20 protein-coding genes are annotated in these 22,673 nt (G+C 70.0%); 6 read left to right on the top strand and 14 right to left on the bottom strand.

The features are described 5' to 3' along the window. The 12 genes from ccoS to nirK form a co-directional block, all read right to left on the bottom strand. A complete protein-coding gene (gene ccoS / locus F0415_RS06235; protein WP_149860348.1) occupies positions 1–171 on the bottom strand; it encodes a cbb3-type cytochrome oxidase assembly protein CcoS in 171 nt (56 codons plus the stop codon). Further along, positions 168–2,537, bottom strand: a complete 2,370-nt coding sequence (locus F0415_RS06230; protein WP_149860347.1) for a heavy metal translocating P-type ATPase — start codon at positions 2,535–2,537, stop codon at positions 168–170. Before F0415_RS06230 ends, ccoS begins: the two co-directional genes overlap by 4 nt. Beyond that, positions 2,534–3,046, bottom strand: coding sequence for a FixH family protein (locus F0415_RS06225; protein WP_188310311.1), 513 nt, complete (start codon positions 3,044–3,046; stop codon positions 2,534–2,536). The genes F0415_RS06230 and F0415_RS06225 overlap by 4 nt, the downstream gene beginning before the upstream one ends. A gap of 32 nt (positions 3,047–3,078) precedes the next feature. Next, positions 3,079–4,632, bottom strand: a complete 1,554-nt coding sequence (locus F0415_RS06220) for a 4Fe-4S dicluster domain-containing protein (RefSeq protein ID WP_149860345.1) — start codon at positions 4,630–4,632, stop codon at positions 3,079–3,081. 18 nt (positions 4,633–4,650) lie between these two features. Further along, on the bottom strand, positions 4,651–4,947 hold the full coding sequence (locus F0415_RS06215) for a hypothetical protein (protein WP_149860344.1): 297 nt from the start codon (positions 4,945–4,947) through the stop codon (positions 4,651–4,653). Continuing rightward, the gene (ccoP, locus tag F0415_RS06210; protein ID WP_149860343.1) at positions 4,944–5,870 is read right to left on the bottom strand and encodes a cytochrome-c oxidase, cbb3-type subunit III; all 927 of its coding nucleotides are present in this window, start codon (positions 5,868–5,870) and stop codon (positions 4,944–4,946) included. The genes F0415_RS06215 and ccoP overlap by 4 nt, the downstream gene beginning before the upstream one ends. Beyond that, complete coding sequence (locus tag F0415_RS06205; protein ID WP_149860342.1) at positions 5,867–6,007, bottom strand: cbb3-type cytochrome oxidase subunit 3; 141 nt, start codon at positions 6,005–6,007, stop codon at positions 5,867–5,869. Before F0415_RS06205 ends, ccoP begins: the two co-directional genes overlap by 4 nt. Before the next feature lie 3 nt (positions 6,008–6,010). After that, positions 6,011–6,616: a cytochrome-c oxidase, cbb3-type subunit II gene (ccoO, locus tag F0415_RS06200; RefSeq protein WP_149860341.1), complete on the bottom strand. Its 606-nt coding sequence runs from the start codon at positions 6,614–6,616 to the stop codon at positions 6,011–6,013. A gap of 9 nt (positions 6,617–6,625) precedes the next feature. Further along, complete coding sequence (gene ccoN / locus F0415_RS06195) at positions 6,626–8,065, bottom strand: cytochrome-c oxidase, cbb3-type subunit I (protein WP_149860340.1); 1,440 nt, start codon at positions 8,063–8,065, stop codon at positions 6,626–6,628. Positions 8,066–8,149: 84 nt separating this feature from the next. Then, positions 8,150–8,743: an SCO family protein gene (locus tag F0415_RS06190; protein ID WP_149860339.1), complete on the bottom strand. Its 594-nt coding sequence runs from the start codon at positions 8,741–8,743 to the stop codon at positions 8,150–8,152. Continuing rightward, positions 8,740–9,528 (bottom strand): formylglycine-generating enzyme family protein, encoded by a 789-nt coding sequence (locus tag F0415_RS06185; RefSeq protein ID WP_149860338.1) that lies wholly within the window; start codon positions 9,526–9,528, stop codon positions 8,740–8,742. Before F0415_RS06185 ends, F0415_RS06190 begins: the two co-directional genes overlap by 4 nt. Before the next feature lie 8 nt (positions 9,529–9,536). After that, complete coding sequence (gene nirK, locus F0415_RS06180; RefSeq protein ID WP_149860337.1) at positions 9,537–11,066, bottom strand: copper-containing nitrite reductase; 1,530 nt, start codon at positions 11,064–11,066, stop codon at positions 9,537–9,539. A gap of 238 nt (positions 11,067–11,304) precedes the next feature. Between nirK and F0415_RS06175 the strand changes: the two genes are divergently transcribed. Continuing rightward, positions 11,305–12,480: an alginate export family protein gene (locus tag F0415_RS06175; protein WP_149860336.1), complete on the top strand. Its 1,176-nt coding sequence runs from the start codon at positions 11,305–11,307 to the stop codon at positions 12,478–12,480. Positions 12,481–12,659: 179 nt separating this feature from the next. On the opposite strand, the gene F0415_RS06170 is transcribed toward F0415_RS06175, so the two are convergent. Then, the gene (locus tag F0415_RS06170) at positions 12,660–14,774 is read right to left on the bottom strand and encodes a cytochrome D1 domain-containing protein (protein ID WP_149860335.1); all 2,115 of its coding nucleotides are present in this window, start codon (positions 14,772–14,774) and stop codon (positions 12,660–12,662) included. Positions 14,775–14,970: 196 nt separating this feature from the next. Between F0415_RS06170 and F0415_RS06165 the strand changes: the two genes are divergently transcribed. Genes F0415_RS06165 through F0415_RS06145 form a run of 5 tightly spaced genes read left to right on the top strand, consistent with a single transcriptional unit; the run spans position 14,971 to position 21,845 of the window. Next, the gene (locus tag F0415_RS06165; protein ID WP_149860334.1) at positions 14,971–17,178 is read left to right on the top strand and encodes a TonB-dependent receptor domain-containing protein; all 2,208 of its coding nucleotides are present in this window, start codon (positions 14,971–14,973) and stop codon (positions 17,176–17,178) included. Positions 17,179–17,181: 3 nt separating this feature from the next. Then, positions 17,182–18,513 carry a hypothetical protein gene (locus F0415_RS06160; RefSeq protein WP_149860333.1) on the top strand — a complete coding sequence of 444 codons (1,332 nt, stop codon included), beginning with the start codon at positions 17,182–17,184 and terminating at the stop codon, positions 18,511–18,513. After that, positions 18,488–19,333 carry a ubiquinone anaerobic biosynthesis accessory factor UbiT gene (ubiT, locus tag F0415_RS06155; RefSeq protein WP_246149901.1) on the top strand — a complete coding sequence of 282 codons (846 nt, stop codon included), beginning with the start codon at positions 18,488–18,490 and terminating at the stop codon, positions 19,331–19,333. The genes F0415_RS06160 and ubiT overlap by 26 nt, the downstream gene beginning before the upstream one ends. Further along, positions 19,330–20,364 (top strand): quinolinate synthase NadA, encoded by a 1,035-nt coding sequence (nadA, locus tag F0415_RS06150; RefSeq protein ID WP_149860331.1) that lies wholly within the window; start codon positions 19,330–19,332, stop codon positions 20,362–20,364. The genes ubiT and nadA overlap by 4 nt, the downstream gene beginning before the upstream one ends. Before the next feature lie 5 nt (positions 20,365–20,369). After that, a complete protein-coding gene (locus F0415_RS06145; protein ID WP_149860330.1) occupies positions 20,370–21,845 on the top strand; it encodes an L-aspartate oxidase in 1,476 nt (491 codons plus the stop codon). On the opposite strand, the gene F0415_RS06140 is transcribed toward F0415_RS06145, so the two are convergent. Then, positions 21,793–22,671, bottom strand: coding sequence for a U32 family peptidase (locus F0415_RS06140; RefSeq protein ID WP_149860329.1), 879 nt, complete (start codon positions 22,669–22,671; stop codon positions 21,793–21,795). The two genes, F0415_RS06145 and F0415_RS06140, sit on opposite strands and share 53 nt — an antisense overlap. Positions 22,672–22,673 lie beyond the last annotated feature (2 nt).

The raw sequence follows: 22,673 nt of genomic DNA, 5'->3' as shown, positions 1-22,673 counted from the left end.
TCAGTCGCGGTCGCGCGGCGGCGGTGCCGGCCGGTCGTCGTCGCGCAGCATGTCCAGCGGCGGCGTATCCAGGTCGTCGAACTGGCCGCGCCGTACCGCCCAGACGAAGGCGCCGATGGCGGCGGCCAGCAGCAGCAGCGAGATCGGGATCAGGAACAGCAGGATGGTCATGCGGACTCCGCGGGCAGGCGGCCCAGGCGCAAGGCGTTGCCGGTGACCAGCAGCGAGGACGCGGCCATGCCCAGCGCGGCCAGGCCCGGACTCACCCAGCCCAGCGCGGCGAAAGGCAGGGCGAGCAGATTGTAGGCCATGGCCCAGACCAGGTTCTGATGGATGACGCGGCGGTTGCGCCGGGCCAGAAGCACGGCCTGCGGCACCCGGTCCAGGCGTGTGCCGGTCAGCACCAGGTCGGCAGCGCGATGGGCCAGCGGCGCGCCGCCGGCCATGGCGACGGAGACGTCGGCCCCGGCCAGCACCGGCGCGTCGTTGATGCCGTCGCCCAGCATCAGCACGCGATGGCCGGCTCGTTGCAGGTCGCGTACGCGCGCCAGTTTGCCTTCCGGCGAGAGGCGGTGCGCATGTTCAGCGATGCCGACCGCCGCCGCCGCCTCGGACACCGGCGTGGCCGCATCGCCGCTCAGCAGCACGGGCCTCAGCCCCAGCCGGCGCAGCCCGGCCACGGTGTCGGCGGCGTCCGGCCGCAGCCTGTCGGCGACGTCGAAGCGCGCCAGGGCCTGGCGGCCGTCGCCCAGCCAGAGCGCACCGTCGTCGTCGCGGCCGGCGGCGAAATCGGCCCGGCCCAGGCGAAGCAGGCGGCCGGCCACGCGTCCTTCGACGCCCAGGCCCGGATGCGCCTGCAGGTCTTCGGTGGCGGCCGTGCCCGTGCCGAAGGCGTGCGCCAGCGGATGCCCGGCGCCGTGTTCCAGGGCGGCGGCCAGGGACAGGACGGCCTCGCGCCCTTCCGCGCCGAAGCACTGCACGTCGTGCAGCTCCGGTTGGCCCAGGGTCAGGGTGCCGGTCTTGTCGAAGACCACGATGTCGGCATCGGCCAGGGCGTCCAGGCCATCCGGCCGCAGCGCCAGCACGCCCAGCCGCGCCAGCGCGCCGTGCGCGGTGGCCAGGGCCGTCGGCACCGCCAGCGACAGCGCGCAGGGGCAGCTGACCACCAGCACCGCCAGCGCAACCTCGAAGGCGCGCTCCGGCTGGACCTTCCACCAGACCAGGCCGGCGACCAGGGCCGCCGCGAACAGGAAGAGCACGAAGCGCATGGATACCGCCTCGGCCAGGCGCGCCAGCCGCGGCCGCTGCGCCTGTGCCTGCTCCACCGCGCGCGCGAGCTGCGACAGGCGGGTGTCGGCACCGGTGCGCAGTACGCGCAGCCAGCAGGCGCTCTCGCGGCAGGTCGAACCGGCATACACGGTATCGCCGGCCCGGCGAGGCACCGGCACCGGTTCGCCGGTGAGCAGCGATTCGTCGAAGCTGGCCGCCGACTCCAGCTCGCCGTCGGCCGGTACGGCTTCGCCGACGCCGACGCGCACACGATCGCCGGCCCGCAGGGTGGCCGCAGGCACCTGTTCGAGGCCTTCGCCGCCTTCGCGCCAGGCAAGGGCCGGCTGGGCGCGGGCCAGAGTATCCAGGCGGGCGCTGGCCTTGCGTCTGGCCATGCGTTCCAGGAACCGCGCCGCGAGCAGGAAGAACACGAACATCACCGCCGCGTCGAACCACACATGCGTGCCGCCGCGCAGGGTCTCGGCCAGGCTGGCGAAATACGCCAGCAGCACCGAACTGGCCACCAGGGTGTCCATGCCGGGCCGGCGCAGGCGCAGCTCGCGTGCCATGCCCGCGAGGAAGGGCCAGCCGGAGTAGAACACCACCGGCGTGCTGGTGAGGAAGCTGAGCCAGCGGAAGAAGTCCCGTGTGGCAGTCGGCATCTGCCCGGCGGTGTCCAGGTAGAGGGCCTCGGAGAACATCATGGCCTGGGTGGCGCCGAGCGCGGCCACGCCGAGGCGGGCGATCAGGCGGTTGCGTTCGCGCCGGCGCTCGCGCTCGGCCTGCTCGCCGCGGGCCAGGTGCGGGCGGTAGCCGAGGGCTGCCAGGCGTTGCAGCAGGACCGACAGCCGGGTTCGGGAAGGATCCCAGGCCAGGCGAACCCGGCCGGTGACCGCATTGGCGCTGACCTCGTGCAGGCCGGGCTCGCGTTGCAGGGCACGGTCGATCAGCCAGGCGCAGGCGGCGCAGTGCATGCCTTCGACGACGACGGTGATGCGGTCGCCGTCACTGCCGTGCTCGACGTGGCCGGCCTGGACGTCCTCGCGGTCCCAGCTGCGATAGTCGGCGACGGCCTCGTCCACTTTCGCGCCCGGCGCCTGCCGCAGCCGGTAGTAGTCGTCCAGGCCGGCGTCGCGGATCCAGGCGGCGGCGGCCGCGCAGCCGTTGCAGCACATGGCGCGCGCCTGTCCGTCCAGCTCCACCAGCACCGGCGTCGCCGGCAGCGGCTCGCCGCAGTGGTGGCAGGCCGTTGCGAGCGAGCGGTTCACGGCCGCTCCGGCGAGGGTGGCGATCCTGGTTCGGGCATCGGGCCAGGCTCCGGCATCGGCGGCAGTGCCGGCACCAGGTCGACCACGGTAACGCCAGGGCGGTAGCGGCCGACCAGGCGCCAGCGGCCGTCGCCAGCGATCAGGCGCAGGCGCCAGGCCACTTCGCCGGCGATGCGGCTCTCGCTGTGCCAGCCTTCCGGGCCGGGTCGGAACGACAGCACGCGGTCATGCCTGGCTTGGATCGGATGGACGAGCTGGAGCTGCGGCGCCGTGGTGCCGGGCACTGGCCGCAGCTCCAGGCGGATACCGCCGTCGGACAGATGCAGGCGGGCGCGGAGTCCTTCGCGGGCGGCAACCTCGTCGGCATCGAGCGCGGCCTCCTGTACCTGGGCCATGCGCCTGATCCGATCCGGACTGGCATCCACGCTGCCCGGACCGGCTGCCACCCATAGCGTCCACAGGCCCGCCAGGATGCTGGCCGCTGGCAGCGCGATCACCAGCCAGGCCACCGCTGCGGTTCGCGGGGCACCCCTCCTGCCCATCACATCGGCCCGAAAAAGCGGGTTTCGCGTTCGACCCGCGCCTCGCCGGTGTCACTCTCGACCACGAAGCGGACGTCCACCCTGCCGCTAGCCACGCCGGGGGCCGCGCGCAGGGTCACCGGCACCGTCAGCACTTCCTCCGGGCCGGCCTCGTGCACGGCCTGCGATTCGACCAGCACGATGCCCTCGGGGCCTTCGACCCGCACGGTGTAGCGGTGTCCGACCTCGTCCTTGTTGACGATGCGCAGGGAATAGGCATTCTCGACGCTGCCGTCGGCGGCCGTCCGGTACAGCGCGTTGCGGTCGCGCATGACCTCCACGATCAGGGTGGCGCGCTGGCTGATGCCGACTGCGAAGGCTGCCAGCAGGCCCAGCAGCAGGGCGGCGTAGACCAGTACCCGCGGACGCAGCAGCCGCTGCGGCTTGCCGTCCACCGCGTTCTGGGTGGTGTAGCGGATCAGGCCGCGCGGATAGCCCATCCGGTCCATCACCATGTCGCAGGCGTCCACGCAGGCGCCGCAGGCGATGCACTCGTATTGCAGGCCGTTGCGGATGTCTATGCCTGTCGGGCACACCTGGACGCAGATCGTGCAGTCTATGCAATCGCCCAGGTCTTCGGGTGACTTCACCTCGGGCGGCGGCGGCAATCCCTGCTGTTCGTCCACCACCAGGCCGGTGGTGGCGCGCGCCTCCAGCTGCAGGTCGGCCGCGGAGCGGTGCCTGGCCGCATGCACCACCGCGCTGGTGGCCACGTCCAGGGGCAACAAGCCGCGGGCGCGTTCCAGCACGCTGGCCAGCCGGCCTTTCCTGCGCGGGCCGCGCGGCTCGCCGCGCATTGGGTCGTAGGCGATGATCAGGGTGTTGCGATCGAACATTGCGCCCTGGAATCGTGCGTAAGGGCACATGTACTTGCAGACCTGCTCGCGCAGCACGCCGGCGTTTCCCCAGGTGGCCAGGGAATAGAACAGCACCCAGAAGGTCTCCCAGCCGCCCCATTCGAAGGGCCAGGCGCGCGCCGCCAGCTCGCGGATCGGGGTGAAGTAGCCGACGAAGGTAAAGCCGGTCCAGAGCGCAAACAGCAGCCAGAGCAGGTGCTTGGCACCCTTGCGAAGGAACTTCTCCCGGTTCCAGGGCGCCTGGTCGAGCTTCATGCGCTTGTTGCGATCGCCCTCGGTCCAGCGCTCCATCCAGATGAAGACCTCGGTCCAGACCGTCTGCGGACAGGCGTAGCCGCACCACATGCGTCCGGCCAGGGCGGTGAAGAAGAACAGCGACAGCGCCGCCATGATCAGCAGCATGGCCAGGAACAGGAAGTCCTGCGGCCAGAACACCAGCCCGAATACGTAGAACTTGCGCGCCGGCAAGTCCCACAGCACCGCCTGGCGGCCGTCCCACTGCAGCCAGGCGAACAGGTAGTACATGCCAAGCAACCAGATCACCGCCGCCTTGCGCAGCCGCTGGAAGCGGCCATCCTGCTCGCGCGGATAGACCTTCTTTTCGCTGACGTAGAGGGAAACCTCGTCCACCAGCTCGCTGGGAATCTGTCTGGCCATCTTGCGCTATCTGGTTCCTCAATCCTTCGGCAGCGGCTTGTTGAACCGGCTGGCCGGCCGCAGGAGGATCCAGGTGAACAGGCTGGACGAGGCTGTGCACGCCCAGAACATGAAAAAGCCGATCGTGTAGCCGAGGCCGCGGCTGATTTCGAGTTCGGGGAAGGTCAGGTCGCGCAGCGCCAGCGGGTCCACGAAGGCGAAGAACACCATCGTGGCCACGCCGGCGGCGAAAAAGCTGGGCCAGAGGATGGCCCCCAGCCGCTGCGCCAGCGGCCGGGGTGGGTGGTCGAAAGCGGGCTCGGGCGCGGCGCTCACTGTGCCCCGGACGATACCACCTGGCCGTCGTGCGAGAGCGACCAGACGTAGGCGCCCACCAGGCGCGAGCGCAGCTCGCCCAGGATCGGCTCGTGTGCCGGCATCATGCCGGCCCGGCCGTTGCGGATGCCCTCGCTGATGCTGGCGAAATCGCTGCCATACAGCCAGACGCCGTCGGTAAGGTCGGGGGCGCCAAGGACCGGATTGCCCTTGCCGTCCGGCCCGTGGCAGGCGGCACAGACGCCGGCGTAGCGGGCCTTGCCGGCCGCGGCCAGGGCCGGGTCGGCCTTGATGCCGGACAGGCTCTGGACATAGGCGGTCACCTCGGTCACGCCGACGTCGCCGCCGATCGCCGCCGCCAGCGGCGGCATCGCCGCCTGCCGGCCATGCAGGATGGTCTGCAGGATTTCGTCGGGCGTGCCGGTACCCCACTGCCAGCTGTCGTCTGTCAGGTTGGGGAAACCCCTGGCGCCGCGGGCATCGGAACCATGGCACAGGGCGCAGTGGTTGGCGAACAGGCGCGCGCCGAACGACACCGCATCCGGGTGCCTGGCGATCTCGTCGATCGGCATGCCCTCGAAGCGGCCGAAGGCTTCGGCGATACGGGCATCGGCCTCGGCCTTGGCGGCGTCATGTTCGCCGGCCGATGTCCAGCCGGCGTAACCGGCGAAGCTGCCCAGGCCCGGATACCAGAGCAGGTAGCCGATGGAGAAGACGATGGTGATCCAGAACAGGTTGATCCACCACTTGGGCAGCGGCTTGTTGTACTCGGTGATGTCGCCGTCCCAGACGTGGCCGGTGGTTTCCGAGGTGTTCCTGCCTTCGTTACCGCGGACTTTCGAGGTCCACCACAACAGCCAGGCGCAACCGGCTATGTTCAGGACGACCAGGAAGATGACGAATAGGGACCAGCCGGTGGTCATGGCATGTTCTCGCTCTGGTCTTCGAGGGGAATGCGGGCGGCGGCGTCGAACTCGGCCTTGTGCCTGGGCCGGAACAGCAGGGCGACGCCCACCAGGAAGGCGATCAGCAGGATGAGGGTGACGATGCCGGCGATCATGGCTCAACCCTTCGGCGCGTTTCGGCCAAGGCCTTGCAGATAGGCGATCAGGGCGTCCATTTCGCTCTTGCCGGCCACTGCCGCGGCAGCGCCTTCGATGTCCTCGTCGCTGTACGGATCGCCCAGTGCCTGCAGTGCCTTCATGCGCCGGGCGACCACCGCCGGATCCACCATCGCCTTCTCCAGCCAGGGATAGGCCGGCATGTTCGAGGCCGGGACCACGTCGCGCGGATTGAGCAGGTGCACCCGGTGCCAGTCGTCCGAGTAACGGCCGCCGATCCTGGCCAGGTCAGGGCCGGTGCGCTTGCTGCCCCACTGGAAGGGGCGATCGTAGACCGACTCGCCGGCAAGGGAGTAATGCCCGAAGCGCTCGGTTTCGAAACGCAGGGTGCGTACCATCTGCGAATGGCAGTTGTAGCAGCCCTCGCGGACGTAGACGTCCCGTCCCGCCAGCTCCAGGGGCGGGTAGGGCTTGACCCCCGGCAGCGGCTTCACCGCCTCCGCCTGGTACATCAGCGGGACGATCTCGGCCAGGCCGCCAAATGAAATGACCACGGCGATCAGGATCGCCAGCCATCCGACGTTGGTTTCGACTTTCTCGTGGCTCATGTCGGATCCTCAGGCGTGGGCGCCGGCGACGGGCAGTACCGGCGACTCGGCCGGCGCCTTGGCCAGACGGAAAGTGCGCCAGACGTTGATGCACATCAGTGCCATGCCGGCGACGATCAGCACGCCGCCCAGAAAGCGCACCAGGTAGAACGGGTAGTTGAATTCCAGGATCTCGATCCAGGCATAGGCAAGGGTGCCGTCCGGGTTGGTGGCCCGGGCCATCAGGCCCTGCTGGATGCCGGCGATCCACATCGCGACGATGTAAAGCACCACCCCGACGGTATGCAGCCAGAAGTGCTGGTCGATCATCTTCATGCTGGCCATCTCCTTGAGGCCTAGCACGCGAGGGATCAGCGCGTAGATCGAACCGATGGTGATCATGGCCACCCAGCCAAGGGCGCCGGAGTGCACGTGGCCGATGGTCCAGTCGGTGTAGTGGCTGAGGGCGTTGACCGTCTTGATGGACATCATCGGGCCCTCGAACGTGCTCATCATGTAGAACGAGATGGCGACGATCAGGAACTTGATGATCGGGTCGGTGCGCAGTTTGTGCCAGGCGCCGGACAGGGTCATGATGCCGTTGATCGCGCCACCCCAGCTTGGCGCCAGCAGGATCAGCGAGAACACCATGCCCAGGCTCTGCGCCCAGTCGGGGATGGCGGTGTACTGGAGGTGGTGCGGGCCGGCCCACATGTACACGGCGATCAGCGCCCAGAAGTGCACGATGGACAGCCGGTAGCTGTAGATCGGCCGGCCGGCCTGGCGCGGCACGAAGTAATACATCATGCCGAGGAAGCCGGTGGTCAGGAAAAAGCCCACCGCGTTGTGGCCGTACCACCACTGCGCCATGGCGTCCACGGCGCCGGCGTAGACCGGATAGCTGTGCAGCAGATCGGTCGGAATGGCCAGGTTGTTGACGATGTGCAGCAGCGCCACCGCGATGACGTAGCTGCCGTAGAACCAGTTCGCGACGAAGATGTGCTTGACCCGGCGCTTGGCGATGGTGCCGAAGAACAGCCAGGCGTAGGCCACCCAGACCGCGGTGATCAGCAGGTCGATCGGCCAGATCAGCTCGGCATATTCCTTGCTCTGGGTCAGGCCCAGCGGCAGGGTGATCGCCGCCAGCACGATCACCGCCTGCCAGCCCCAGAACACGAAGGCCGCCAGCCTGTCGGAGATCAGCCGGACGTGGCAGGTGCGCTGCACCACGTACAGCGAGGTGGCGAACAGGCCGCAGCCTCCGAAGGCGAAGATCACCGCATTGGTGTGCAGTGGCCGCAGCCGGCCGAAGCTCAGCCAGGAGGTGTCGAAGTTCAGGGCCGGCCAGTACATCTGCGCGGCAATGAACACGCCCACCAGCATGCCCACCACGCCCCAGACCACGGTCATCACCGCGAACTGGCGGACCACCTTGTCGTTATAGGTTTCCGTCTGCGCTCCGGAACTCATGTCCAATCCCCGTTGGGTTGCCGGCGAAGTATGGGCGGCCCGCGGCGGCAGCCGCTTGACCAGGGTCAAAAGCTGCCGCGCGGCTCAGTCGGCGGTCGTGGACCTTGCCAGCGAGGCCCTGAGGGCAGCCATGAAATCGGGATCGGGCACGGCACCGAGGCGCTCGGTGCGGGCCAGGACGCGTCCCTCCGCGTCCAGCAGTACCAGGGCGCTGGTGTGGTTGAACTCGCCGTCGGCCAGCGGCCGGTAGCGCACGCCGAGCACGGCGGCCAGGCGGCGCACGCCGGCGGCGCCGGTGCGGGCCAGGGTCCAGCGCGCCGGGTCCAGCCGGCGCTTGTCGAAGACGGACTTCAGGGCGGCGACGTCGTCCCGGGCCGGGTCCAGGCTGACCAGCAGGATGCCCAGGCGCTCGCGCTCGGCCGGTTCCAGGGCGCGTTCCACGCCCCTGGCGCTGTCCACGATCAGCGGGCAGACATAGCGGCAGGAGGTGTAGAACATGGCCACCAGGCGCGGCTTCCCACGGCCTTCGGCCAGGCGGAAATCCTTGCCGGCCTGGTCGGTGTAGACGTCCTCGAGCAGGTAGACCGAATCGGCCGGTAGCGGTCTTGCGTCCTTCGCCGCCAGCGGCGCGGCCAGGGCGAGCAGGGCGGCGATCAGCAGGCAGGCGATGCGGTTCACGGTCTGGCTCCGGCGGGAATGTCCCGGGCGCAGCGGAAGCCCAGGTTGCGGGTGGTGTCGCGGGCCTGCAGGGCGGACAGCATGGCCACCCGCATCAGCACCGCGTAGTTCTCGCGATCGTCCATGGACAGAGCGCCGGCGCCGCAGAAGCGGCTCAGGTCCGGGTCGCCCTGGTCGCGGTTGTCGGCCGAAACCAGCATCGCGGCGTAGTCGTCCACCCATTCCCGGACCAGGCCGTGCAGGTCCTGCACGCCGTAGGCATTGGCCGGCGACTGGCCGACCTCGGGCAGGGGCTGGCTGGAAGGCACTGCGTACCAGCTGAGGATGCGCTCGCGCCAGGCGGGATCGGCGCGGGCGTCGGTGCGGGTTTCGTCGGCGGCGGCCGCATATTCCCATTCGTTCCAGGTCGGCAGGCGGCCGCCCTGAGCCTCGCAATAGGCTTGGGCGGCGAACCAGCTGACCAGCACCACCGGCTGCTCCGGCTTCGCTTCCGGGCCCGGCTCGGTCGGGCCGGCCCAGCGCTCCAGGTAGCGGCGGTCGGCGAACAGGGCCGGCACCCGGTCGCGCCGCCAGTCCGGGTTGGCCCGGACGAAGTCGGCGAACTCGGCATTGGTGACCGGCCGCTTTTGCAGCTCGAACGATGCCACCTGCACCTTGCCGCCGGTGTCCTCGTAGCGCAGCACCGACTGGAACTCGCCGCCCGGCAGTCGCACCCACTCGCCGGCGGCCACGGGGCCGACAGCGAGCAGGCTGGCGAGCGCGAGGCTGGCGGGCAGGAGGCGCATGGCCGGCCTCAGTGCGCTGCGCCTTCCGAGCGCGGGGTGCTGGCGCGCACCCTGGCCACCTCTTCCTTGCTGACCCGGCCGCCGGGATTGCCCCAGCTGTTGAGCGCATAGGTGAGGATGTTGGCGACCTCGTCGTCGGTCAGCTGGCTCATCGGCGGCATCACCGAGTTGTAGTCCTGACCGCTGACGGTGATCGGGCCGCTCAGGCCGTTGAGCACGATCCTGATCAGCTCGTCATTGCCCCGGCCCAGCCAGTCCGAGCCGGCCAGCGGCGGGAATACGCCCGGCATGCCCTTGCCATCCGGCATGTGGCAGGTCGAGCAGGTACCGGCGAACAGGGCCTGGCCGGCCTTGATCTGGTCCTCGACGCTGAGCGTGCCGGCCGCGGCTGCGGCCGCGGCCTCCGCCACCGGCGCCATGCTGGCGGCCTTGTCGCCCAGATAGACGTGGTCCACTTCCTTGCCCGAGTAGATGTCCGGCCGTTCCGGACCGTCTACCTGCAGGATACCCAGCGCGCCCTTGTTGAAGGCGCGGAAGATCGAGTGGTCCACCAGCACGTAGCTGCCCGGCACTTCCAGGTGGAAGTCGGCGATCATGGCGCCGCCGGCCGGAATCAGCGTGGTCTGCACGTTCTCCTGGTAGCGGGTACCGCCCTCGTACCATACCTTGTCGAAGATCTCGCCGATGACGTGGAAGCTCGAGACCAGGTTCGGGCCGCCGTTGCCGACGTACAGGCGCACGTTCTCGCCGACGCTGGCCTTGAGCGCGCGCTCGCCGGTCAGGGCGGTCTCGGCGCCGTTGAACAGCACGTAGGTCGGGTTCTCGTCGATGGCCTTCTGCATGTCGAAGGCCTGGTAGCCCTTCTCTCGGTACTTGCCGACCGTGTAGAAGTCGCCCTGCATCACGTAGAACTCCTTGTCCACCGGCGGCATGCCCTCCGGCGGCTCGACCAGGATCAGGCCGTACATGCCGTTGGCCACGTGCATGCCGACCGGGGCGGTGGCGCAGTGGTAGACGTAGAGGCCGGCGTTGAGCGCCTTGAAGGTGAACTGCGAGCCGTGGCCCGGTGCAGTGAACGACGAGGCCGCGCCGCCGCCCGGACCGGTGACGCCGTGCAGGTCGATGTTGTGCGGCATCTTCGAGTCGGGATGGTTGTGCAGGTGGAACTCCACCGTGTCGCCCTGGCGAACGCGGATGAAGCTGCCAGGGACGGTGCCGCCGAAGGTCCAGAAGGTGTAGGTGACGCCCTCGGCGATCTCCATCTCGACCTCGCGCACTTCCAGCTCGACCTTGACCTTGGCCGGGTAGTCGCGGTTGGTCGGCGGCGGCACGTGCGGCGGCGCGGTCAGCACCGCCTGGATCACCTCGCCCTGGGGCGGACCGAAGTCGCCCTTGCGCGAACCGCCGGTGTCGCCCGGCTGGGCCGCGGCGGCGGCCGCCCGGTCGCGGGCATCGAGCTTGGCATTGGGGTTCTCGCGGCCGCATCCGCCGGCGGCGAGCAGGGAGACGATGGCGAGGGCGAGCAGGCTGCGTTTCATCGTGGTGCTCCAGTCGAATGCAAGGGGACTTGCGGCGTTGGAGGCAGGATCGGCGATCGGTTCGTTCCCGTCGTTGATCCAGGTCAAGCGATGCTGCTGCTGGCGGCCAGTCTGCTCCGGTTCATCGGAAAAGAACAGTGAGGCCCATCGCGCTTTCCCTTGACCTGGCTCAGTGCAGCCGCCACCGCCCGCCAGCAGAATCGCCCGGACCCGATAGGGGCCATTCCGGGCTATTCCCATGCGACACCTTCTTCTTGCCACGATATCCATGGTCCTGGCCGGCCAGGCGGCGGCCGGGAACTGGAACGCCGACCTTCGCTACCGCCACGAATACGTGGACGACGCCGCCTTCGCCGAAGACGCCAACGCCGACACCCTGCGCCTGCGCCTGGGCTGGTCGGGCGAACTTGGGCACGGCTTCAGCGCCGGCGCCGAACTGGAAGGCGTGGCCGAACTGGGCGAGCGCTTCAATTCCGGCGCCAACGGCCGTACCGCCTATCCGGCCGTGCCGGACGCCCGCGCGCTGGAACTCAACCGGGCCTGGCTTTCCTGGCGCGGCGACAAGCTGGGCGCCACCCTCGGCCGGCAGCGCCTGCTGCTGGACAACCAGCGCTTCGTCGGCAACGTCGGCTGGCGCCAGAACGAGCAGACCTTCGACGCCCTGTTGCTGGAATACGCGCCGGCGGCCGCGCTGACGTTCCGCTATGCTTGGGCCGGCCGGGTGCACCGCGTCGCCGGCGACGAGGCCCGCGATCCGCTGGCGCGCGAACGCCAGCTCGACGCGCATTTCCTCAACGCCGCCTGGACCAGTGCCGCCGGCACCCTGGTCGGCTATGGCTACTGGCTGGACGACCGCGACCTCGCCACTGCCTCCAGCCGCACCTTCGGCCTGCGCTGGACCGGCCAGCGCGAGCTCGGCCCCGGCCAATTCGGCTGGGCGCTGGATACCGCCCACCAGCACGAGCATGCCGACAACCCGCGTGACTTCAGCCTCGGCTACCTGCTGGTGGAGCCGTCCTGGAAGCAGGCGGGGCTGACCTGGAAGCTTGGCCTGGAGCGGCTGGAGGGCAACGGCGTGGTCGGTTTCCAAACGCCGCTGGCCACTCTGCACGCCTTCAACGGCTGGGCCGACAAGTTCGGCACTACACCGGCCGACGGTCTCGAGGATCGCTACGCCTCGGTGTCGGGTCCGCTGGCCGGGGGCAGGCTGGGCTGGACGCTGACCTGGCACGATTTCTCCGCCGATCGCGGTGGTGCCGACTATGGTCGCGAGTGGGACGCTTCGCTGTCCTTCCCGTTGCCCGGCAATCTCAAGGGCCTGGTGAAGTTGGCCGACTACCGCAGCGACGGTTTCGCCCGCGACACGCGCAAGGCCTGGCTGCAGCTCGAGTGGAACTTCGGCTCCGGCAGCTGACCGGACGACCGCTCGCAGGGCTCCCGTGCGGTAGTTTGGGAGTCCTGCGCTGCGGGCGAGATTCTCGGTGGACGCGGGAGTCAAGCAATGCGTCTGGGGGCGAAAAGCAATGGCCCGCAGCCATGTCGGCTGCGGGCCTGCCGGGTCCCACGTGGCGGAGGAAGCCCGGAGACGAGGACTCAGTAGACGTCATTGACCGTGTTGTGGATGTTGAACTTGCCGGTGGGCGTGATCAGCCGCGGATCACGGATAACCTTCTTCAGCTTGAGCGTCCGATCGTCCACAACCACGATCGCCGACTGCTGATCCTTGCCGTTCCAGACCGAGAACCACACCTCGTCGCCCGCCGCGTTGTACTCCGGCTGGACGACACGCTTCGGCCCCTCGCCGAGATCGGCCCACTCGGCGATCGGCAGCACTTTGTAGCCGGCCTCGAGATTGCGGATGTCGAACACCGCCACCGACTGCGAAACGGCGGCATCAGGGTTGAGTGGCGTGTCTACCCAGAGGTTGTGCGACTTCGGATGAGTCTTGATGAACAGCGAACCGCCGCCCTGACCCTGAAGCACTTCGACCACCTTCCAGGCGTACTCCGGATGATTCTCCGGATCGGTGCCGATCAGGGTGATGTTGGCATTGCCCAAGGCGGAGGTGCCCCAGACCGGACCGTACTTGGGATGCACGAAGTTGGCGCCGCGGCCCGGGTGCGGGATCTTTTCGACGTCAATCATGCCGACCATTCGCTGCTCGAGTGAATCCACCACGGCGATCTTGTCGCTCTGGTTGGCGGCGGTCAGGAAGTAGCGCTTGCTGACGTCCCAGCCACCATCGTGCAGGAAGCGGGCCGCGTCGAGGGTGGTCACCTTGAGGTTGTCCACATCGCTGTAGTCCACCAGCAGGATGCGGCCGGTTTCCTTGACGTTGACGATGAACTCCGGGTGCTGGTGGCTGCTGACGATGGCGGCCACGCGCGGCTCCGGATGGTACTCCTGGGTGTCCACGGTCATGCCGCGAGTGGAGACGATCTTCAGCGGCTCCAGGGTCGGGCCGTCCATGATCACGTACTGCGGTGGCCAGTAGGCGCCGGCAATCGCCAGCTTGTCCTCGAAGCCCTTGAACTTGGAGGTCTCGACCGAGCGTGCTTCCAGTCCGATCTTGATCTCGGCGACGCGGTCTGGCTTCTCCATCCACAGGTCGATCAGGTCTATCTTGCCGTCGCGGCCGATTGTGTAGACGTAGCGGCCGGAGTGCGAGACGCGGGAGATGTGCACCGCGTAGCCCGTCTTGATGATGTTGATGATCTTCTTGCTGTCGCCGTCGATCAGGGCGATCTCGCCGGAGTCGCGCAGCGTCACCGAGAAGATGTTGTCGAGGTTGTAACGGTTCATCTGCCGGGCCGGGCGCTGCTCCACCGGCACCAGCACCTTCCAGCTGGCCTTCATCTCCGCCATGCCCCACTCCGGCGGGCTGGGCGGGGTGTGCTGCAGAAAGCGGGCCATCAGATCCACCTGGTCGGGGCTGAGCTCGCCGCCGGTGCCGAAGTTCGGCATGCCGCCGGGCGAGCCGAAGTTGATCAGCGCGCGCAGGTAGTCGGTACCCTTGGCCTGGGTGATGTCCGGGGTCAGTGGCTTGCCGGTGGCGCCCTTGCGCAGCACGCCATGGCAGCCGGCGCAGCGCTGGAAGAAGATGTCGGTAGCCTGGGCGAACTCTTCCTCGGTCATGTCCGGTGCGCCTGGCGTGCGGTGGATGGCCACGTCTTCGCCGGCCATGGCGGTCGGCGCACCCTCGTAGGCGGCCTGGGCCTGGCTGGTGCCCGGGTGCGATTGGCCCTGTGCCGGGTCTTCGGCGCCTGCGATGCCCTTGCGGGCGGCCGCCACCTGCTCGGGCGTGAAGCGCACGTCGAGATCGTTCAGCTCGCCCATCACGTGGTTGAGTATGGCGGCGATGTCGGCGTCGGCCAGGTGGCTCATCGCCGGCATGACGGCGTCGTACTCGGCGCCATTGACGGTGACCTTGCCGCTCAGGCCGGCCAGCACCACCTGCAGGGCAGCCTGCGGATCACGGGCGAGCCAGTCGGAGTCCCGGAGTGGCGGGAAGGCGCCGGCCAGGCCCTTGCCGTCGGGCTGGTGGCAGGCGGCGCACTGAGCGAGGTAGGCCGCCTCGCCGGCCTGCTGCTCGCTCTTGGCCGGTCTTTCATTGACCAAGTCGTCGGCCGCCCAGACACGTGCGACAGCGGCCCCGCCGAGGGTACCCAGTGCCAAGGCGAGTGAAACACTGAGGATGTTCCTGTTCATGGTTTTCCCCGTTCTTCGGTGATGGCGGCGATGCCGCGTTGGCGCGGAGCTTGCTGCCGCGCCTCACACGTTTCCCCTGACCTGCATCAAGCAAAGTGCAAGTTCACGCTCCCGCCGGCGTCCGGCTTGATGTCGATCAATTCGCGAATGGTTCGCAACTGCCAGGCTTCGTCTGCCCATTACGCGCGGAGCCGTCATGTACGCCCTGATGCTTGGCCTGAGCCTGGCCACTGCCGAACTGCCGGAAGCGCCATCCGTGGCTTCGCTGCCGGCGGAAGGAACCACCACCCTGGACGCCATCGTCGTGGTCGGCAGCCGTGGCGCCGAGCCGCTGCGGCAGGTGGTGGGCGCAGTCAGCCGACTGGAACGCGAGCAGCTGGAGCGCAGGGGTGTGCAGACCATCGAAGACCTGTCGCGGCTGGTGCCCGGCATGGACGTCTCCGGCGACGCGCACCGATTCGGCGCTGGTGGCTTCAACCTTCGCGGGCTGGAAGGAAACCGGGTTTACGTCGAACTCGACGGCGTGCCGCTGGCCGACGGGTTCGCCGTCGGCGAGTTTGCCTCGGCCGGACGCGACCTGGTCGAACTGGGCATCGTGGACCGCGTCGAAGTGCTGCGTGGCCCGGCCTCCACCCTGCACGGCAGCAAGGCCCTGGCCGGCGTGGTGGCGTTCTGGACACCGGATCCGCTGGAGCTCTACTGGGAGGAAGGGCTGGACTGGCAGGGACAGCTGCGCGCCGGCGCTGCCAGCCGCGACGACAGCCGCTGGCTGTCCGGCCGCCTGGCCCTGCGTTCCGATGACGGCCTCGTAGCCGGCCTGGTGGCGCTGGGCCGGCGCCAGGGCCATGAACTCGAGAACCGGGCCAGCAGCGCCGAACTGGCCGCCAATCCCGTTGAATTCGAGGTGGACAGTGCTCTGGTGCGTTTGGCCGTGGATGCCGTCGGCGCCCGCTGGCTGGCCACACTCGAACGGGGCGAAGGCGAACGGCAGACCGACGTGCGCTCGCGGCGTTTCGGCGCCGGCCGCTTTGCCACCACCTACGAATTGCATGGTGACGACCGCTGCCGGCGCGACCGCCTCAGCCTGTCGGCCGAATGGCAGCAGCCGGTCGCGCTGGACAGCCTGCAGTTGCTGGTCTATGGCCAGTCCAGCGAAACCGACCAGCGCAGCGACCAGTTCCGTCTGCCCGACCGCGCCACGCCGTTCCCCTCGCAGCGCTGGCGCCGCTTCTCGTACGACCAGGACAGCCTGGGCCTGAAACTCACCGGCCAGTGGCGCGGCGACATCGTCGGCCTGGCGCACTGGCAGGTGTTCGGCCTGGACCTGGTGCGGCATGAGTACAACGGGCTGCGCGATGGACTGGAAACGAACCTGCTGACGGGAGTCACCAGCAACGTAGTGCTGGGCGAGGTCCTTCCCGTGCGCGATTTCCCCGACAGCCGCACCACCGAACTGGGCATGTTCTGGCAGGACGAGATCCTCCTGGGCGAATACTGGGCGGTGGTGCCGGGCCTGCGTTGGGAGAAGTACCGTCTGCGCGCCCGCGCCGACGTGCTCTGGCGCGAGGACAACCCGGGCACGACGCCGGTCACCAGCGACGACAGCCGCCTCACCTCCAAGCTGGGCCTGCGCTGGCAGCGCCGCGATCTCATCGTCTACGGCCAGTACGCCGAGGGCTTCCGTGCGCCGCCGTTCTCCGACGTGAACATCGGCCTCTACCTGCCGGTGTTCAACTACCTGGTGCTGGCCAATCCCGACCTGCGGCCGGAGCGCAGCCGCGGCCTGGAGCTGGGCCTGCGCTGGGCGGGGTGGCACGCGCAGGCCAGCCTGGCCGTCTACGAGAACCGCTACCGCGACCTGATCGAATCGCGCGCCAACCTTGGCGTGGATGTGTCGGGCCGGCTGGTATTCCAGTCGGTCAACCGCGCCCGTGCCCGCATCCGCGGTGTCGAGCTGGAAGGGCGGTGGTGGCTGGAGGCCTGGTCGCCGCATGCTCGCGGCTGGTACCTGGACGCGCTGGCGCACTGGGTCGAGGGCGAGGACACGGTGCGCGACGTGCCCTTGAATACAATCTCGCCGCCGCGCGCCAGCCTTGCCCTGGGCTGGGTTTCGGACGACGACCACCGCGGCGGCGAACTGCGCCTCACCGGCGTGCGCGCCGTGCGCGAAGCCGACCAGAGCGCCGGCCCGCTGTTCCTGCCGCCCGGCTACGCCAGGCTGGACCTGCACGTATGGTGGAACCTGGGCGAGCGCCTGCGCCTGAACGCCACGCTCGGCAACCTCGGCGACCGGCGCTACTGGGATTGGGCCATGGCCCGCGGCCTGGCTGCCAGTGATCCCGACCTCGAATTCCACTCGCGGCCGGGCCGAACCCTGAGCCTTGGTCTGCGCTACGACTTCTGAGCCATGGCCCGCCTGGACATCGCCCAGGCACCGCCGCCGGCCTTGCCGTTGCGTTTCCTGCACACGGTGCCGGCTTGGGGCGTGCTGGCTGGGCTGATGCTGTGGGAAGGCGAAACCCTCATGGCTTCGCACTGGTCGCCGGCGACGGTGGCCCTCGTGCACGTGTTCACCCTGGGCGTGTTGGGCAATGCCATGTTCGGCAGTCTGCTGCAGTTCCTGCCGGTGGCGGCGCAGTCGCCGGTGCGTGGTGGTCATCGCCTGGGCCTGCTGTTGCACGCCCTGTTGAACCTGGGCGCGTTCTGCCTGGTGCTGGGGCTGTGGTGGCCGCAGCTCGCGCCGCTTCGCATGCTGGCCGCCATATTGCTGCCGACAGCCTTCGCGGGCCTGGCCTACGCCTGCCTGCCGGGGCTGCTGGCGCGGCTGCGCGGCAGCCTGCTGCACGCGGGCGTGGCGCTGTCCATCGGCTGTGGCCTGGCGACAGCGCTGCTGGGTGGCCTGCTGCTGGCGGCTATGGCGGGGCGGGTCGCATTGCCCTTGCTGCCGCTGACCGGCCTGCACGCGGCCTTGGGCGTGTTCGGCTGGGCGCTGGTGCTGGTGGCCAGCATCGGCCGGGTGGTGATGCCGATGTTCCAGGGAACGCCGGTGGTGCCGGCACGGGCGCAGTCGGCGAGCGTGGCTGCGGCAGTGGTGCTGCCGCTGGCGGGTGGCGTGGCCTGGCTGTGCCTGGAGGAGCCTTGGCCGCTGCGGCTGTCGGCTTCGTTGCTGTTGGCCGGCATCGCGCTCGCCGGGCTATGGCTACAGGGCAGGGCGCGCAAGCCGGGTACGGCCCTGTTCCTGGCCTGGCGTTTCGGCCTGCTGGCCCTGCTGGCGGCGGCGCTGCTGCTGCCCTGGCCGGGGCAGGGCCTGCGCGCCGGCGCCCTGGTGTTGGGCATCGGTCTGCCGCTGCTGGTGCTGGGCATGCTGATGGAGATCGCCGCCTTCCTGGCGTGGATCGAGTTGCAGCACCGCTGCGGTCGCGGCGTGCAGTTGCCGGGCGTGCAGCGCCTGCTGTCGCCGGCGCGGCGGCTGCGGGTGTTGCAGGTCTTCCTGCTTTCCGCCGCGGCGCTGGTGACCGCCCTGGCGTGGCCCTCACCCTGGTTGGCGTACCTGGCCGGCCTGGCCCTTGCGCTGGCCTGGCTTTCGCTGGCGGCGGCCCTGCGCCGGCTTCGCCGCGATACCAATCGCTGGTTCGCCGTTCTCGTTCCGTCCGACAGCGCGGAGTCGCCTGCCCATGCATCCGATACTTCCCCATACGGGCCCCGGCAACCGGGTGGTCCGTCTGCGCCAGGGCATTGATCGCCTGGACGATCTGCTGCTGCTGACGCTGGCAGCCCGCCGTCGTCTGGTCCGGCTCGTGGCCGCCAGCAAGCGCGAGGCCGGGCTGGCCGGCCAGGATCCGCACCGTGAGGAGGAGATCTTCCGTCGCGGCCAACGCCTGGCGCGCCGGCTGGGCCTGCCGCCCCGGCTGGCACGGGCGCAGTTGGCGCTGGCCATTGCCGACGGCCGGCAGTTGCAAGGGCTCGCATCTGATTCGGGTCAAGGCGGACGACTGCCGATCGCGGGCATGCTTCCGGCCCCGATGGAGTCGCCCATGAACGACCAGGCCCGCTTCGCCATCCCGGAACCGCCGCCACGCCTGCTGCGCTGGTTCCCGCCGCCGTGGCGCTGGGCGCCGTTGCTGCGGCTGCTGCCGTCGTCCTGGTCGGCCAGGGCGCTGGAAGCGGCGCTGCTGCGGCTGCTGGACGAGCCGCTGCGCGCCGGCGAGCTGGATTTCCTAGCTGGCCGCCGCATCGGCATCGAAGTCACCGACCTCGGCCTGCACTGGGTCTTGGGCTTGGAGGATGGCCGCCTGCGGGTGGGCGAGGGCGAACCGGAATCCACCGTGCGCGGCAGCGCCACCGACCTGCTGTCCCTGGCCGGCCGCCTGGAGGACGCCGACACGCTGTTCTTCCAGCGCCGCCTGGAAGTGACCGGCGACACCGAGCTGGGCCTGACCGCGCGCAATCTGCTCGACCGACTGCCCTGGGAATCGGTGCCGCTGGGCGCGCGCATCCTGCTGGACCGCGCCGCCCGTTTCACCCGCGCCGCTCGCGCTGCCCATGGAGGACAGGCATGAGTTCCGCCCCCCTGGCCGGTGAGCAGTTCCGGCCGCAATGGCGCCCCGGACTGGAAGAGGAGTACGCCGGGCTGAGCGCCACCCTCGAGCGCCTGCTGCCCTGCCTGGAGGTGCCGCTGCACCTGCCCTGGATCGACGCCATCCGCCGGCTCAAGCGCGAACGCGGCGCGGTGGTGATGGCGCACAGCTACCAGTCGCCGGAGATCTTCCACGGTGTCGCCGACGTCACGGGCGACTCGCTGGCCCTGGCCCAGGCGGCGGCGGAATGCGATGCCGAGGTGGTCGTGCTCTGCGGCGTCCACTTCATGGCCGAGAGTGCCAAGATCCTGGCGCCGAAGGTGAAGGTGCTGATCCCCGATCCGCAGGCCGGCTGTTCGCTCGCCGATTCGATCAGCGCCGCCGACGTGCGGGCCCTGCGCCGGCGTTTCCCGGGCCGGCCGGTGGTCGCCTACGTCAACACCAGCGCCGAGGTGAAGGCCGAGTCCGACATCTGCTGTACCTCGGCCAATGCCGTGCGGGTGGTCGAATCGCTGGGCGTGGACGAGGTGATCTTCCTGCCCGACCGCCACCTCGGCGCCCACGTCGCCAGTCGCACCGGTGTGCGCCTGCACCTGTGGGACGGCCGCTGTGAGGTGCACGAGACCTTCACCCGCGCCGAGGCCGTGCACGCGCGCGAGCGTTTCGATGCCCGCCTGGTGGTGCATCCGGAATGCCCGCAGGAGGTGCTGGAGGTGGCCGACTTCGTCGGTTCCACCAGCGCCATGGGCGAGTGGATCGCCCGCGAGCAGCCGGCGCGGGTGGCGCTGGTGACCGAATGCTCGCTGGCCGACAACCTGCGCCTGCGTTTTCCCGACACCGAGTTCATCAAGCCCTGCAACCTCTGTCCGCACATGAAGCGCATCACGCTGCCGCGCATCCACGCCTGCCTGCGTGATCTCGCGCCGGAGGTGCAGGTGCCGGAGGACGTCGCCGCCCGCGCCCGCCTCGCCCTGGAGCGCATGCTGGACGTAGGCCGCGCCGAGGGCGCCTGAAGGACATGCAGGATGTGGTTATCGTCGGCGCCGGCGTCGCCGGCCTGTGCGCGGCGCTGGCGGCGGCGCCGCGGCCGGTGCTGCTGCTCAGCCGCGGCCGCGATGGCGTGGAAAGTGCCAGCGCCCTGGCCCAGGGCGGCATCGCCGCGGCGGTGGGCGAGGGCGATGATCCGCAGGCGCATGCCGCCGATACCTTCGCCGCCGGCGCCCACCACAACGAGGTGGCGGCGGTCATGTCGCTGGTGCAAGCGGCGCCCGCTGCCGTGGAGTGGCTGGCGGCCCTGGGCGTGCCCTTCGATCGTGACGGCCGCGGCTGGCGGCTCGGCCGCGAAGGTGGACACGGTCGTGCCCGCATCGTCCACGCCGGTGGCGACGGCAGCGGCCTGGCCATCGTGCGGGTACTGGCGCGGGCGGTGAAGGCGGCATCGCATGTGCGCTGGCTGGAAGACTGGGAACTGCGTGGACTGGGTGTGCGCGATGGACGGGTGGTGGCGGTGCGCGCCCGCGACGCCGGCGGCCACCTGCAGGAATTCCGCGCTGCCGCCGTCCTGCTGGCCACCGGTGGCATCGGCGCGCTGTTCGGCGCCACCACCAATCCGCCCGGTGCCGACGGCGCCGGCCTCGCCCTGGCCCTGGCGGCCGGCGCCGCCGCCCGCGACCTGGAGTTCCTGCAGTTCCACCCGACCGCGCTGGCGGTGCCGGAAGCGCGGCCGCGGCCGCTGCTCACCGAGGCGCTGCGCGGTGCCGGCGCGGTCCTGCGCGACGACGAGGGCCGGCCACTGATGGCCGGGCAACATCCGCTGGGCGACCTGGCCCCGCGCGACATCGTCGCCCGCCGGCTGTTCCGGCACCTGCGTGAGGGCGGCCGTTGCTGGCTGGACGCCACCGCGCTGGCGGAACGGCTCGCCGCCGAATTCCCCACGGTTGCCGGTATCTGTGCGCGGCGTGGCCTGGATCCCGCCCGGCAATGGCTGCCGGTGGCGCCGGCCATGCACTACCACATGGGGGGCGTGGCCGTGGACGCGGATGGCCGGACGACCTTGCCGGGACTGTTCGCGGCGGGCGAAGTCGCCTGCAGCGGCGTGCATGGCGCCAACCGACTGGCCAGCAACTCGCTGCTGGAAGCGGTGGTCGCCGGGCGGCGGGCAGGGGCGGCGATGCGCGCCGCGCCCGCCAGGGTCGCGGCCGCCGCCGACAGCGTGGAACTGGGAGTGGGCGCCACGTCCTCCGACCTCACGCGCCTGCGCCGCTGGATGGACGCGGCGCTCGGTCCCGAGCGCGATGCCGCCGGCCTGCGCCGTGCCCTGACCTGCATCGCCGCCGACGTCGGCCTGGCCGGCAGCTGGCAGGGCCGCCTGGCGGGGCGGCTGCTGGAGGCGGCGCTGGCACGCCCGGTCAGCCTGGGCGCGCATTTCCGCTGCGACGGGATCAGCTCGCCGGAAGCCCCGGCTTGCCCGGCATCCCGTGCCAGTAGCCGTTGATCGCGCCGATGCGCGGCGGCGGCGTCGCGCTGCCGCGGGCGAAGTCGAAATGCTCCACCACGTCGCGCATGCCCTCGGCCTGCGGGTACAGGCGCAGGATGCCGACCTGCAGCGCGCGCAGCAGCGGCAGCTCCGGGCCCATGTCGATGATCTCCTCGCCCTGGATCTGGATGCCGTTGATGCGCAGGAACCCCTCGCCTTCGCGGGTGCGCAGCGGCAGGCCGTCGGGGAATTCGATGCAGCGGAAGCCGCAGGCATCCTTGGGCACGTCCAGGGCGCGAGCGGTGAAGCAGCGCGCCGACCAGGACAGCGGCAGCCGGCCCCAGCCGATCACTTCCAGTTCCGGCAGTTGCCCGCCCTCGCAGAGGTGGCCCATCAACAGGTCGTCGAGCAGGCCCATGCCCTGTTCGACGCCGGGTACCCAGCGCCGCAGGCCGTCTTCCATCAGCAGGGCCAGGGCGCGGTGGTTGTAGATGTTGAGGCTGGGTCCGGCGACGAAGGGCCGGTCGTGCTCGCGGCAGAGCTGCACCGCGGTCAGGTCGTTGGCCTCGACCAGGAAGCGGCCGTGCTCGAGCATGCGCATCGTCGCGTTGAGCTCGCTCTCTGCCTCGACCAGGGCGAGGCTGGACAGCACCACTTCCTTGCCGGCGGCGGCCAGTTCCTCGGCCAGGGCGATCCAGTCGCGGGTGCCCAGTTCCCGGCGCTTGCTGCAGACGGTTTCGCCCAGGTAGACGATGTCCACCGGCCAGCCGGCGGCCTCGCGGTAGAAGGCCAGGGTGCGCTCGCGCGGCCAGAAGTACTGCAGGGGTCCGAGGCTGAGTTTCATGT

It is taken from the genome of Arenimonas fontis (assembly GCF_008386465.1).
GTDB classification, from domain to species: Bacteria; Pseudomonadota; Gammaproteobacteria; order Xanthomonadales; family Xanthomonadaceae; genus Arenimonas; species Arenimonas fontis.
The sequence above is the reverse complement of the archived record's forward strand: the minus strand, read 5'-3'. Positions and strand labels throughout refer to the sequence as shown.

What these genes read in the sequence shown, in the direction of transcription:
- ccoS (WP_149860348.1), bottom strand. Translation starts at nt 171, where the DNA reads ATGACCATCCTGCTGTTCCTGATCCCGATCTCGCTGCTGCTGCTGGCC.
- F0415_RS06220 (WP_149860345.1), bottom strand. Translation starts at nt 4,632, where the DNA reads ATGGCCAGACAGATTCCCAGCGAGCTGGTGGACGAGGTTTCCCTCTAC.
- ccoP (WP_149860343.1), bottom strand. Translation starts at nt 5,870, where the DNA reads ATGACCACCGGCTGGTCCCTATTCGTCATCTTCCTGGTCGTCCTGAAC.
- F0415_RS06205 (WP_149860342.1), bottom strand. Translation starts at nt 6,007, where the DNA reads ATGATCGCCGGCATCGTCACCCTCATCCTGCTGATCGCCTTCCTGGTG.
- ccoO (WP_149860341.1), bottom strand. Translation starts at nt 6,616, where the DNA reads ATGAGCCACGAGAAAGTCGAAACCAACGTCGGATGGCTGGCGATCCTG.
- ccoN (WP_149860340.1), bottom strand. Translation starts at nt 8,065, where the DNA reads ATGAGTTCCGGAGCGCAGACGGAAACCTATAACGACAAGGTGGTCCGC.
- F0415_RS06185 (WP_149860338.1), bottom strand. Translation starts at nt 9,528, where the DNA reads ATGCGCCTCCTGCCCGCCAGCCTCGCGCTCGCCAGCCTGCTCGCTGTC.
- nirK (WP_149860337.1), bottom strand. Translation starts at nt 11,066, where the DNA reads ATGAAACGCAGCCTGCTCGCCCTCGCCATCGTCTCCCTGCTCGCCGCC.
- F0415_RS06175 (WP_149860336.1), top strand. Translation starts at nt 11,305, where the DNA reads ATGCGACACCTTCTTCTTGCCACGATATCCATGGTCCTGGCCGGCCAG.
- F0415_RS06170 (WP_149860335.1), bottom strand. Translation starts at nt 14,774, where the DNA reads ATGAACAGGAACATCCTCAGTGTTTCACTCGCCTTGGCACTGGGTACC.
- F0415_RS06165 (WP_149860334.1), top strand. Translation starts at nt 14,971, where the DNA reads ATGTACGCCCTGATGCTTGGCCTGAGCCTGGCCACTGCCGAACTGCCG.
- F0415_RS06160 (WP_149860333.1), top strand. Translation starts at nt 17,182, where the DNA reads ATGGCCCGCCTGGACATCGCCCAGGCACCGCCGCCGGCCTTGCCGTTG.
- nadA (WP_149860331.1), top strand. Translation starts at nt 19,330, where the DNA reads ATGAGTTCCGCCCCCCTGGCCGGTGAGCAGTTCCGGCCGCAATGGCGC.
- F0415_RS06145 (WP_149860330.1), top strand. Translation starts at nt 20,370, where the DNA reads ATGCAGGATGTGGTTATCGTCGGCGCCGGCGTCGCCGGCCTGTGCGCG.
- F0415_RS06140 (WP_149860329.1), bottom strand. Translation starts at nt 22,671, where the DNA reads ATGAAACTCAGCCTCGGACCCCTGCAGTACTTCTGGCCGCGCGAGCGC.